The 12,647-nt window shown below is 55.7% G+C and carries 8 protein-coding genes; 2 read left to right on the top strand and 6 right to left on the bottom strand.

Annotated features, from left to right (window positions below; translation table 11 throughout):
* Positions 1 to 176: 176 nt before the first annotated feature.
* The 4 genes from SV7mr_RS16220 to SV7mr_RS16235 form a co-directional block, all read right to left on the bottom strand.
* Positions 177 to 1,484 carry a serine/threonine protein kinase gene (locus SV7mr_RS16220; protein WP_145274390.1) on the bottom strand — a complete coding sequence of 436 codons (1,308 nt, stop codon included), beginning with the start codon at positions 1,482 to 1,484 and terminating at the stop codon, positions 177 to 179.
* 71 nt (positions 1,485 to 1,555) lie between these two features.
* A complete protein-coding gene (locus tag SV7mr_RS16225; RefSeq protein WP_419187474.1) occupies positions 1,556 to 3,739 on the bottom strand; it encodes an amino acid permease in 2,184 nt (727 codons plus the stop codon).
* Between the two features lie 138 nt (positions 3,740 to 3,877).
* Entirely contained in the window at positions 3,878 to 4,690 is an 813-nt protein-coding gene (locus SV7mr_RS16230; protein ID WP_145274393.1) for a TatD family hydrolase, read from the bottom strand.
* Between the two features lie 201 nt (positions 4,691 to 4,891).
* Positions 4,892 to 5,176: a hypothetical protein gene (locus SV7mr_RS16235; RefSeq protein WP_419187475.1), complete on the bottom strand. Its 285-nt coding sequence runs from the start codon at positions 5,174 to 5,176 to the stop codon at positions 4,892 to 4,894.
* A gap of 921 nt (positions 5,177 to 6,097) precedes the next feature.
* Here SV7mr_RS16235 and SV7mr_RS16240 point away from each other — a divergent pair.
* Together SV7mr_RS16240 and SV7mr_RS16245 are read left to right on the top strand one after the other, a co-directional pair.
* A complete protein-coding gene (locus SV7mr_RS16240; RefSeq protein ID WP_145274396.1) occupies positions 6,098 to 9,106 on the top strand; it encodes a vitamin B12-dependent ribonucleotide reductase in 3,009 nt (1,002 codons plus the stop codon).
* A 679-nt stretch (positions 9,107 to 9,785) separates the two neighbouring features.
* Entirely contained in the window at positions 9,786 to 10,730 is a 945-nt protein-coding gene (locus tag SV7mr_RS16245) for an IS110 family RNA-guided transposase (protein ID WP_145274399.1), read from the top strand.
* A 122-nt stretch (positions 10,731 to 10,852) separates the two neighbouring features.
* Here the strand turns inward: SV7mr_RS16245 and SV7mr_RS16250 are convergent, their stop codons facing one another.
* Complete coding sequence (locus SV7mr_RS16250) at positions 10,853 to 11,233, bottom strand: hypothetical protein (RefSeq protein ID WP_145274402.1); 381 nt, start codon at positions 11,231 to 11,233, stop codon at positions 10,853 to 10,855.
* 53 nt (positions 11,234 to 11,286) lie between these two features.
* A complete protein-coding gene (gene floA, locus SV7mr_RS16255; protein WP_145274405.1) occupies positions 11,287 to 12,387 on the bottom strand; it encodes a flotillin-like protein FloA in 1,101 nt (366 codons plus the stop codon).
* Positions 12,388 to 12,647 lie beyond the last annotated feature (260 nt).

The following is a 12,647-nucleotide window of genomic DNA, read 5'->3' on the forward strand; positions in this document are numbered from 1 at the left end:
ACCTGGTGGCGCGCCGATGAGTGTGCCGATTTGCAAGCCGGGGAATTGGTTGTCTCAATGGCCGGCCGGGGAGGGCTTCGCTGTGACTGCTTGCAGTTGGCGTGGCCACGTTTTTCTGGTGCGTGCAAGCACGGCAACCTACCTTGCGATCAGCGGTTTTGGCGTTCAGCTTGCAGCTACATCCGTTGGATGATCAGGACGGCGAAGATGCCGATTAAGATTCCCATGACGACGCCAAATGCAAAGGCGACGGGGAACTCCGTCCGTCGCCACATCGATGGATCCACCGCTTCGCTGGGCAACGGCGGCGGGACCAGACCGCTGTTCCCATCGCTGTAGCCTCCACTGTGGCTGTCCCCGGGGACCGCCCCCGGTGTCGAAGGGTGTTGGCCAGAAGAGCTGAGCTCGCGTGATTCACCCGGCCAGGGTTCGCCAGAGCTGGCGTCAATCGGCGGCGCGGTCCAGGCTTGGCGATCAATGGGGCGATCGACTTCAAAACTGGTCGTGCACCAGGGTTCCAGTCGTTCGGCAACCTCAAGGGCGGTGGAGATGCGCCGACTAGGATCTTTCTCCATCATATCCGCGATGATGTCAACAAAGTCCTCGCTAATGTCCGAGGCGAACTTGCGTGGATGCCAGGGAGTCTGTTCGCGGTGGCGTTTGCATTTGCTTTTGGTATCGCCACCGGGGAACGGCACTTTGCCAGTCACAGCGTAATACAGGGTGCAGCCCAAGGAATAGATGTCACTGGTCGTTTCGATGCTGCCAGGGTCATTGATCTGCTCGGGAGACAGGTAATCAGCGGTGCCGACCACCTTGCCCGCTCGAGGATCATCATCCAGGCCCATGCTCCATGTCGCCAAACCGATGTCTGACACCTTTGCATGCCCTTCGGGGGTAACCAGGATGTTACCCGGTTTGACGTCGCGATGGATCAAGCCAAGATCATGGGCGTACTGCAAACCACGAGCGGCTTGAGAGATCACCAAGGCGGCGTCTTGCATGCTCAGAGCGCCATGGCTGCGAATGAGTTTGCGCAGGTCGGTACCAGGCACATATTCGGTCACCAGGTAATGCACTTTGCCATCTTGTCCGGCATCGTAGGCACGAACAACATAGGGGCAGTCCAAACCGGCTTGCAATCGAATCTCGCGTTTGAATGACTTGCGCGAGACTTCGGTGGACTTTTCACGCGGCAGCACTTTGACCGCGCACTCACGTCCCATCACATCGTGCACGCCTTTGAAAACCTGCCCCATGCCGCCTTCACCGATGAAGTCCGTGATCAGGTAGGGGCCGAGGGTCAGTTTGGTGCGTCCGGCGTGTAACTGTTTGGCTTGGTATTCGGTAATCAAGCCGCTTTTGATCAGTGTTGCCGCCACCGACGGATCGTCATCCGACTGAAGTCTTTCAATAACGGTCCGCAGTTGTCGCTCGGTGACCAAACCGCTGGCAATTGCAGAGTCTTGAAAAACACTAGCCATGGATGGGAGGTTCCTTGATGATCGGGATTGGTCAGTGGTTCGTTAACGAGGCGTGCCAACAGGCCAGGCGATTAGCTTTCTAAGTTCATTTCACCGGCGCTACAGACCATGGCCACGCGAGGCAGCGAGCCGACCAGGGTTTCAATCCGCGTCAAGAATTCTGCGTCATCTTCCGGTTGAGGAATGGCAAAACCCAGGATCACAAAGGCTGCGTCGCGGCTGGTTTGGTGAATGGTCTTGATGGGGTCAGCTGAGGCTACCGCCTGAACATGACCGTTTAGACGAGCAGCGCTGAGCAACTGATTCAGGTGTTGCTGAACTTCTTCAGCGGCGGATTCGTTCTGAATCACTCTCAGTAATCGTAATTCACGGCCTCGCCAGGAGGGATGTGTCAACATTAAATGTGCCAGCAGAACCATCAATTCGCCGTTGGCTCGCCCGCGCCACCAGACATCAATGGTGCCTTCTGGTGGCATTCCGTCAAGTTCCGGGTTATCGGTCTGTCGCAAGATGACAATGCTGCGCTGCAATTTGGCCAGCCCTCGCAGCAGGGGGCAGAACACGGCCATCCGATCCTGTGACAGCGGACAGCCCATCAGCACGATATTGGGACGGACTCTCCCCAGTCCCTGGCACTGGACCAAAGCCTGGACGCCGGCAGTGTAGTCATTCGCGATCAGGACGGCAGGAAACGCTTGCAACGAATGGTCTTTGATCAGCGTATGGAGGATCTTTTCCTGATTGATCAGCCGCTCGGATTGGTCTTCCAGGTCACCCGGAACCACTTGCCCCAGCAGCAGCATGCCGGATTCCTGCGTCAGCCAGTTGCCAAAAATGACCAAATGGGGACGCGAGAAAGCGGTTCCCGAGAGCGCCAGCACAAAGGGCCTCCAGTTCTTGGGGTGGAACAAGCCGTCTTCCAGTTTCATCAAGTTGCGCCGCGTTCGTTCAAACAGCAGGCCACTATTGAGGTCTCCCCACTGCGCTTGCAGGTTTAGCTTGAGCAAATAGTAGTACAGGCCGCTTAGCAGACAGGCTGCCAGAATCGCCCACTGCCAGTCAATCAGTAACATCACTGCAGCACAGCCGAGTGTCCCCAATGCACTGGTGTAGAGATTGCTAAAGCGAAACGTCGGTCGGTAGCTAGGGTTCTTGGTGATTGTTTCATAGAACGTGGCCAAGTTCAGTAGGCCATACGTTAATAGAAAAGCCATGGTGATCAGCGGCGCGATGCTGTTGAGGTCCGCGGCCAACATGCCTGCTTGCGCGATCAAAGCTGTCGCGATAATCGCCCGTCTCGGCTCGCCATCTTGATCGGCAACGCCAAAGTACTTCAAGCGGTCAAACACCTCGTCGGCGGCCAGCGATTGCAGGATCCGCGGTGCGCCCATCATGCTGCCAATGGCACTCGATAAGGTTGCCGCAAAGACGCCCAAGGTGATCAATGCTTCTGAGGCTGAAATTTCGCTGACGACCAGATTGTTGCTGATCAATTGCTCGCGCGTTGCACTGGCACCCAGCATAATCGCCATCGCGACATAGATGATCAACGTCGCCAAGACGGCCAGTAGTGTGCCGTTGGGAATCGCGACTTCCGGTTTGCGTAAATCACCGGACATGTTGGCGCCGGCCATGATCCCTGTCACGGCGGGAAAGAAAATCGCAAAGATCAGCCAGAAGGACGACCCGGATTGGTATCCCGGCGCCCAGTTGTCGGTAAGAAGCTGCCAGGAGCTCGCTGGGATCGCGCCGGTAAAAAAGGCGACGAGCGAAAGCACCACCGACGCCAGGATCACGAACTGCACTTTGATCGCCCAGCCAGCACCGAGATAAACACAGCCGGCGACCGCCAAGTTGGTGATCGTTGCGACCAAGGCTGGCGAAGTGTCTGCGGGCAGAAACTGCAGCATCACTTCGGTAAAACCAATCACGTACATCGCCACCGACAAGGCTTGGGCAGCAAAGAACACCAAGCCAATCGCGCCACCAAACTCTGGGCCAAGGCTGCGACTGATCAAGTAATAGGCACCACCGCCTCTGACCCGTGTATTGGTTGCGATGGCTGAAAGCGACAGTGTCGTCAGTGTCGTGATCACTTTACTGATGATCACGATCAGCAAAGCGTTACGAATCCCAGCGTTGCCCACGACATAGCCGAAACGCAGGAACATGATGACGCCTAGAATCGTCAGCGCACAGGGCGTGAAGACACCGCCAAAGGTTCCAAATGCGTTTCCTTTTGGATTTTCTTTCACGGTTGATTCTCAGTCCAAATGACGCGGGCAGTCATCGCAACGGTCGGTCTCGCGCATGGTTCACCCATCGTGGCAGAGCCAAACACGCCGGTGACGGCACTCGCCGCTGCACGCCAGATGGTGAGGGTCGCAAGACGCCTAAGCTCGCCGCTGGAACGTGAACTGCTTGCTCTTCGAGAAGAATTCGATCGGGTTGTCATAGACGACCTTGCGAATCAATGACTCCGGTAGCCCACGACGCCGCATTTCAAAGATCAGATCCGGAACCGCGGTCGGCTTGCTGGGCCCCCAGTCGCCAGCTGAGTTAGCGAGTAATCGCTCGCCGCCAGTTTGTTCGATCATGTCCACCGCCCGCTCTGGAGTGCACTTTGTCACCGGGTAAAGCGTCATGCCTGCCCAAAAGCCACGATCCAAGACTTCGCGAATCGTGTGTTCTTCAACATGGTCAACGAGCACGCGATCCGGCGTGACCCGCGAGTCACCGCACAACATGTCCAAGATCATTCGCGTGCCTTGGTACTTGTCTTCTAGGTGAGGTGTGTGAATCAGGATCAACTGCTCGAACTTCATCGCCAAGTCCACGTGCTCTAAAAAGATCGTGGCTTCGTTGGGCGTGTTCTTGTTCAACCCGATTTCGCCGATCCCCAGCACGTTGGGACAGTCCAGGAATTCCGGAATCATCGCAATCACTTCCCGTGAAAGCGCGACGTTTTCAGCTTCTTTGGCGTTGATGCACAGCCAGGTGAAGTGCTGGATGCCGTACTGTGCCGCTCGTTTCGGCTCGGTGTCGGTCAGCTGGCGAAAGTAGTCCCGAAAGCCATCCACACTGCCGCGGTCGTAGCCCGCCCAGAAGGCTGGCTCACTCATCGCGACACAACCCATCCGCGCTAGCGTGGCGTAGTCATCGGTGGTTCGTGAAACCATGTGGATGTGTGGATCGATGTAGTCCATGGGAAACGCTAAGTTGAAAGTGCTGTTGGGGTGAGATGGCAGGGACGAATCTGGCACCAATGCGGCTGGGGCGATCGGTTCGCCAGCGGATCACCGATCGCTGCCACCGAGACGACCACGGCCAGAGCTCAGTTTGGCGTTCAAAACGGTGGTGCCCCGTTGAGTCCGCGCGGCTGCGTGCCAAGCCGTTGCCTGGTGTGATTACAGGCCAAAGGTCTGACGCCAATCGGATTTGTATTCGCGTGAGAACAAGTGCTGTAGCTCTGTGGCGCGTTCTGAAGAGGAAGACCGGACGATCTCAATGGCTTGCTGCAACAGCGCTCGCTGCTCATTGGCTGATTCGCTGAGCTGCGTTTCGTTGCTGGCGCGATCGATGCGATCCAGCGTCGCTGCGACTTCCAGCAGCTTGGCTCGGACTTCCAGGAACGATTCTTCGATGATCAAGTCGCCAGTGCGTTCGGTGATCGTCTTGCCCTCTGGGGTCATCTATGTGCCTCTCTGTGGGGTGCCTTTACGTAGGGGCAGGCCAAATGGTCGGGCCAAATGGGGTGGGCCCGATTCAATAGGCCCCTCTCAGGACGCCAGGTTGCGTCAGTGCCGGATTATAGTCCAGCATTCAGTCTGCTGGCAGTTGCTGATCATGGCACGGTCTAACCGAATCATTGAATTGCCAGCGGTGATCCCTACGGATAGACCAGTTTACCTGAGTTGCCCCTTCAGGGTGCTTAGCGGAATCGATTCCGAGCTTGCGGTGAGAAAACAGAAAAGTTTTTGCCGGGTCGCGTTTTGTTGTCCTGGCTGAAATGGTAGGCCAATCTTTACTAACCCTTAACGTGGCAACGGCTTACGTCAATTCAAGCGGCGAGCGAGGCCAGGGGGGCGATTCATGGACGCTGCCGTAAGTCGTTTGACTTGAGGTATTTAGGTAAAATCGAGAAAACAGTTTGACAGTTGCCAGCCAATCTTTATGATTCTGCCCATCACCCACATTTAGTATCTGCTCTCAAAAACATCACTACCGGTAGTGCTATCAAAACTGATAGAACTGCTGCAAGTTGAACGCCAACGTGGCGGAAAACGAGGTCAGATGCTGCCAGGGCGGCGTTGATGGAATGGATTCCAGTGGGGATCTATTCTATATGCGACCGGCCCGTTTGGGGGTCATTTGGTGTCTCATTCAGTTCTATACAGACGATCAATCCACTAGCCATTTTGTTTTCTTCGTGCGGGGTTTCGAAGAAACGTTTGTTGTAGCCAATCGAACGCATGCACAAGCGTCTCGTTTTTTAGCCGGCGGCAGTTAGGCAGAAACGAGCGCGGGCAATGGAACTGCGTTGTCAAGCTTGGTCCACAACTTAGGAGTGCTAGTTTGTTTGGTCACACGGACGACTTACGGAGTTTTTGTCGATGGCTTCAGTTCTTCCCTCGGCCTCAGCTGCTTCCTCTGACGGCGATGCAGCATTGGAAAAGGTCAACCAGCAACATGGCGTTGAATACGCCACCGAGAAATTTGGCACGACGCTTCGCGGCGATCGTTCGGGGCTAAAAGTCAGCCCAACCTTCTGCCCGGCCGATGGCAACACGCCTTTCTCAACCACTCAGTGGGAATTGCGTTCGGCGGCGATCAAAGACGAGAGCGGCAAAGCGTTGTTTGAACAGAACAACTGCGAAGTCCCTGTCGCTTGGAGTCAGTTGGCGACCAACGTGGTGGTCAGCAAGTATTTCTATGGCGATCCCAGCAACCACGACGAGCGTGAGCGCTCGGTGCGTCAGTTGATTCACCGAGTCACGCGTACCATCGCGGACTGGGGTTTGGCCGATGGGTACTTTGACAGCCCTGAAGACGGTGAAAACTTCTATCGCGATCTCACTTGGTTGTGCTTGCATCAACATGGCGCGTTCAACAGCCCAGTGTGGTTCAACGTTGGATTGTGTCATCAGTACGGCGTGACCGGAGCCAAGTGCAATTGGGCTTGGGATCGCACCGATGAGGAGACCTTCCAGCCCGAGAATCCCTACGAGTTTCCTCAGGGCAGCGCCTGCTTTATTCAAGCGGTCGATGACAACATGGAAGACATCATGCGTCTGGCATGTGCCGAGGCGATGTTGTTCAAGTTCGGCTCGGGAACGGGGACAGACCTGTCGACCATTCGTAGTTCACGCGAGCGTTTGTCCGGTGGTGGAACGCCATCAGGGCCGTTGTCGTTCATGCGAGTTTACGACTCGATCGCCGGCGTGATTAAGAGCGGCGGTAAGACGCGGCGTGCTGCCAAGATGCAGTCGCTGAAGATCTGGCACCCAGATATCTTGGAATTCATTGAATGCAAATGGGCTGAAGAAAAGAAAGCCCATGCTCTGATCCGTGAGGGTTACGAGTCGAACTTCAACGGTGAAGCGTACAGCAGCGTTTGTTTCCAAAATGCGAACCTGTCTGTCCGCGTGACCGACGATTTCATGGAAACCGTCCGCGATGGCGGCCGCTGGCAAACACGCTGGGTCTCCGATCGATCGGACGGCTCGCCACCGGATTACGACGCCAAAGAGTTGCTCAACAAGATGGCCGAGTGCGCTTGGCACTGTGGTGACCCCGGCGTGCAGTATGACACAACGATCAACCGCTGGCACACCTGCCCCAACAGCGGCGACATCAACGCTTCGAACCCTTGTTCGGAATACATGTTCCTGGACAACACGGCTTGTAACCTAGCATCCATCAACTTGATGAAGTTCGCCACCGATGACGGTGGTTTTGACGTCAAGCGATTCCGCGCTGCGGCTCGTGTGTTCTTCATCGCCCAGGAAATCTTGGTCGACCACGCCAGCTATCCAACCGAGCCAATCGCTCGCAACAGCCATCGTTACCGTCCCTTGGGACTGGGCTATAGCAACCTGGGATCGCTGGTCATGTCACAGGGCATAGCTTATGACTCCAACGCTGCTCGCGGCTTGTGCGGATCGTTGACCGCGTTGCTGCACGGTGAAGCAAACCGCACCAGTGCGGAAATGGCCGGCGTCGTTGGTCCCTTTGACGGTTACAGCAACAACGAAAAGGCGATGCTGAACGTCATGCAGATGCACCGCGAAGAAGCGGACAAGATCAATGATGAAGGCCCCGCGGAACTGAAGCAAGCCGCTCAAGAGTTGTGGGACAATGTCCTGGACATCGGGGCTCGATACGGGTTCCGCAATGCTCAGGCAACCGTCTTGGCTCCCACCGGCACCATCAGTTTCATGATGGATTGTGACACCACGGGCATCGAACCCGACATCGCACTTGTGAAGTACAAGCAGCTTGCCGGCGGTGGGATGCTGAAGATTGTCAACCAGACGGTCGCAGCGGCATTGAGACAACTGGGCTACGAAGAGCAGCACATCGAATCCATTCTGGCGTTCATCGACCAGAATGACACCATCGAAGGCGCACCCGGTCTGAAGACCGAGCACCTGTCGATCTTCGACTGTGCGTTCACTCCGGCCAATGGCGTGCGTAGCATTTCCTGGAGAGCTCACATCTCTATGATGGCTGCCGCCCAGCCCTTCCTGTCCGGGGCGATTAGCAAAACGGTCAACATGCCTAGCGATGTGACGCCAGACGACATCGCCGACGCCTATTACTGGGGTTGGGAACTGGGACTCAAAGCGATTGCGATCTATCGCGATGGCAGCAAACAGTCCCAACCACTGAACACCAAGTCAGAAGGCGACGAAAAAGCAGAAGCCGAAACAGTGGTGACCAAGACGGTTGAAAAGATCGTTTACAAGCCACGCCGTGAACGGTTGCCTGATACGCGAACCAGCATCACGCACAAATTCACCATCGCTGGTCACGAAGGTTACCTGTGCGTCGGGCAATACCCCGATGGACGTCCTGGTGAAGTCTTCATCACGATGGCCAAAGAAGGTTCGACCGTCGGCGGCATCATGGATAGCTTCGGCACCGCGTTGTCGATCGCTCTGCAATACGGAGTGCCTTTGGAAGTGTTGGTCAATAAGTTCAGTCACACCCGATTTGAACCCATGGGCCACACCAGCAATAAAGACATTCGCATTGCCAAGAGTGTTGTCGATTATATCGCCCGCTGGTTGGGGCTGACCTTCATGAGTGCCGACAACTCGGTGGCCATGGCAGCTCCAGCGAGTGACCCGGTCAACAGCGGCAACGGGCCGGAGTTGATCGCACCGGAAGCACCGATCGAAGACATTGGAATCGCTGCCGCAGAGCGAGCGGAGATCATGTCTTCGTTGACCAATGGTGCTGCCAATGGCTCGCCCGCCAAGAAGGACAGTAACCGGCAAGATCAGTTTGCTCGGTTCCAAACCGATGCTCCCAGTTGCGATAACTGTGGCAGCATCACGGTGAGAAACGGCAATTGCTATCTCTGCCACAACTGTGGCGCCAGCATGGGCTGCAGCTAAGCAGCAAATGTCACCGCAACCGGAAGGTTGTTGCTGATGGAAAATTCGTTGACTGAACTCTCCCGCTGGCGGGAGAGTCGAGCCTAGGCGAGGTGAGGGTGAAGTGGTTGGCAACGCCAACCCGCAGGCAGCCACAACGAAACCCTCCCCGGCCGGCCATTGAGATCACCAATGCCGCCGCCTTGCAACTCGGCACACTCATCAGCGCGCCACCAGCCGCAAACCGGGAGGTTGTTGCTGATGGAAAATTCGTTGACTGAACTCTCCCGCTGGCGGGAGAGTCGAGCGTCAGCGAGGTGAGGGTGAAGTGGTTGGCAACTGCCAACTGCTCGCGGCTACAACGAAACCCTCCCCGGCCGGCCATTGAGATCATCAATGCCGCCGCCTTGCAACTCTGTAAATTCCTCAGCGCGCCACCAGCCGCAAATCGGCCGACCCTTGTATGTTACATTCTAGTGGTGTTTCGTTGGACACTACAGATGCAGTTGCTTTAGCCTCTGAGCGTAGCGAAGAGGCTAAAGCAACTGCGGCCGACGGCAGATCGTTGACCCTCGAGTGCTGCAACGCAGACACTGTGCGGGAGCCGGATCGTCGTCGGCCTTTGGTAAATAGCCCGTACAGCCGCCTGAGCCGAGACAAGCTCTCGAGCTCGCATTTGCAAGGAAGGGATACATCCAAGATGAGTTTTCAACACTTTATCGGAATCGATGTCTCAAAAGCCAAGCTTGATCTCGCGTTTGATGAACAAGCCACGACAACTGTCGTTCCCAATGATCCAAAGGGAATTGATGAGCTAGTGGATTTGTTGCCAGAAGCGAAGTCTTGCCTGATCGTAATTGAGGCCACTGGCAACTACGAACGTCCACTCGCTGTGCGACTTGTTGAAGCCGGCCATGTTGTCTCTGTGGTCAATCCAAGACAAGTGAGAGACTTTGCCAAAGCGATTGGACAATTGGCAAAGACTGACAAGATCGACGCACGCATCATCGCACTGTTTGGGAAATTGACGAGGCCCCGAGCCGTCGCCAAAACCAAGCAATTGCAGGGTGAATTGGATCAGCTTGTGACTCGAAGAAGACAGTTGATCGGCACCAGAACTGCCGAGAAGAACCGACAGGGACAAGCCGTGTCCGGAGCGGTTTGCAAGAGCATTCAGCGCGTTCTCGATGCAATCAACAACGACATCAAAGAGATTGATCGTGAGATCCAAAAGCTTGTGCAGTCTGATGATGACTGGAAGCATCGCGCCGAATTACTTGGGACGATGCCTGGTATCGGCGATGTGACATCAGCAACGATCATTGCAGAGTTACCAGAGCTTGGCGACCTGAACCGACGGGAAATCGCCTCGCTCGTTGGACTAGCACCGTTCAACCGGGACAGCGGGCAGATGCGAGGCAAGCGTTCGATTTTTGGAGGCCGTGGATCAGTGCGATCGGCGCTCTACATGGCCGCACTGAGTGCTCGCCGATACAACCCAGCGATCGCAGCCTTTTCCAAGAGACTGGCCGAACAAGGCAAGCCTCCAAAGGTCGTTATTACCGCATGCATGCGCAAAATCCTCATCACACTCAACACAATGGTCAAAACAAATACAGCATGGGAAAATCCACAAAACGCTTGACATCTAACACAGCCGCTCCCGCAAGCGGGAGGGTATTGCTGAAAGAACCGTTGACTTCACACTCCCGCTGGGGGGAGGGTGTTGCTGACAACACCGTGAGAGGGAACAGCGATCGGGGTGCTTTACCAGCGATCGGTGGGGCGGTTGAAGAGTTCTTGCATCAAGAAGGCTTGCCGAATGCCGTGCGGTGAATTGAACAGCTCACGTAAATCTTGGGCTGCAGCAGTTGAGGCCTGATCTCGATCGGCGGTCATTTCTTCATAGGTCGGCGGCACTTCTGTCGCAGTGACAACCTCCACGGCACTCTCTACGGCCGCAACGGGAATCGCTTCAACAATCTCTTCCGCATCAACAATGTCCCGGATCTGCCGCTCCGTCCGCGCACTGGTGTACTCAGGCGGGCGACGCTGTGCAGGCGGTTGCTTCCTTGGCCGCTGCTGTTTTTGACCTGCGGCTCGCTTTTGAGCGGCGCGCCGCAGGAAGTCTTGAAGATCATCTGGCATGCTAAACTCACATCCGTAAACGCAAACAAATCAGTGTCACCATCACCAGTCAGTTAACCCCCTGACTTACCGGTACTCGATCCCGACCCGGCAATCGACTTACGCATCTCGGTGTCCGCACTGACGTTTTGCAGCTTGTAGTAATCCAAGATATGTAACTTACCGGTGCGAAACGCTTCACTCATGGCTTCTGGAACAGCAGCCTGAGCCAGCACCAATTTAGCGCGACTGTCCTGGACTTTGGCATCCATCTCTTTTTCTTCGGCCGCTGCAGCAGCACGCTTACCTTCGGCTTTGGCCCGGGCAACTTGCGTGTCGGCTTCTGCCTGATCGGCCATCAAACGAGCACCGATGTTGGCTCCAACGTCAATGTCGGCGATGTCGATGGAAACAATTTCAAACGCAGTCTGCGAGTCCAAGCGTTTAGCCAACACAGCCTTACTGATCACATCGGGGTTTTCCAACACGGCCGCGTGATTTTCTGCACTACCAATCGCACTGACGATCCCTTCACCTACTCGCGCGATAATGGTTTCTTCGGTTGCACCACCGATCAGCTGTTGCAAGTTCGCACGCACAGTGACTCGGGCACGGACTTTTAACTGAATACCATCTTTGGCGACCGCATCCAGCGATGGCTTGACGGAACCGCGAGGCGGGCAATCAATGACCTTGGGATAAACACTGGTTGTCACCGCTTCTAAAACATCGCGACCGGCCAAGTCGATGGCAGCCGCTTCACGGAAGGTCAACGAAATGGTCTTTGCCTTTCGCGCTGCAATCACCGCGCGGACGACCTGCTGAACATGGCCCTGGGCCAAGTAATGTGCTTCGAGTGCCGAGCTGGTGATTTCGGGATCATCAAGCCCGGCCTGCATCGCCATGATCTGAGTGCGGACAATCGTCCGAGAGTTCACCTTTCGCAACGACATCCCAATCAAGTCCAGGAACCCGATGCTCGCCCCGGTCAATTTCGCCTGAATCCACAGTCCGAAGTAGTTTGCAAAGACGGCGACAAACACCAACGCCATGCCGACCAAAACCACAACGCCAATCAGAAGCCAGATCCCGTTCTCGCCGTTCTTTGCTGCCGGCTCAAATTGAGCCAAAAGCGAATTAGCAATCACAGGCCACTGACTCAGTGAATTTCCCATCGATCGTCATCCTATTTAGGTGAATAAACCAAGTTGCTCCCAAGTCGTCGACGACTTCAGCAGCCAACGCCTTGCGGACCAAGACGTCATCTTCTGTTCAGCGCATCGCCTCCGCTGACTCCATCAGCGGGGACCACTTGGGTTCGTTTTGAATATAACGTTCTTCGCGCCGCAGGTGTGCGGCGTGCAATGAAATTCCCCAGCCATTCCGGGGATTCCGCAGCCCAACTGCAGCAGCTGATTTCAATGCCCACAAGCAC

This window comes from Stieleria bergensis, assembly GCA_007745635.1.
Taxonomy (GTDB): Bacteria; Planctomycetota; Planctomycetia; order Pirellulales; family Pirellulaceae; genus Stieleria; species Stieleria bergensis.

Coding starts and splice junctions, on each gene's coding strand:
- SV7mr_RS16220 (WP_145274390.1), bottom strand. CDS start 1,484: ATGGCTAGTGTTTTTCAAGACTCTGCAATTGCCAGCGGTTTGGTCACC.
- SV7mr_RS16230 (WP_145274393.1), bottom strand. CDS start 4,690: ATGGACTACATCGATCCACACATCCACATGGTTTCACGAACCACCGAT.
- SV7mr_RS16235 (WP_419187475.1), bottom strand. CDS start 5,176: ATGACCCCAGAGGGCAAGACGATCACCGAACGCACTGGCGACTTGATC.
- SV7mr_RS16245 (WP_145274399.1), top strand. CDS start 9,786: ATGAGTTTTCAACACTTTATCGGAATCGATGTCTCAAAAGCCAAGCTT.
- SV7mr_RS16250 (WP_145274402.1), bottom strand. CDS start 11,233: ATGCCAGATGATCTTCAAGACTTCCTGCGGCGCGCCGCTCAAAAGCGA.
- SV7mr_RS16240 (WP_145274396.1), top strand. CDS start 6,098: ATGGCTTCAGTTCTTCCCTCGGCCTCAGCTGCTTCCTCTGACGGCGAT.
- floA (WP_145274405.1), bottom strand. CDS start 12,387: ATGGGAAATTCACTGAGTCAGTGGCCTGTGATTGCTAATTCGCTTTTG.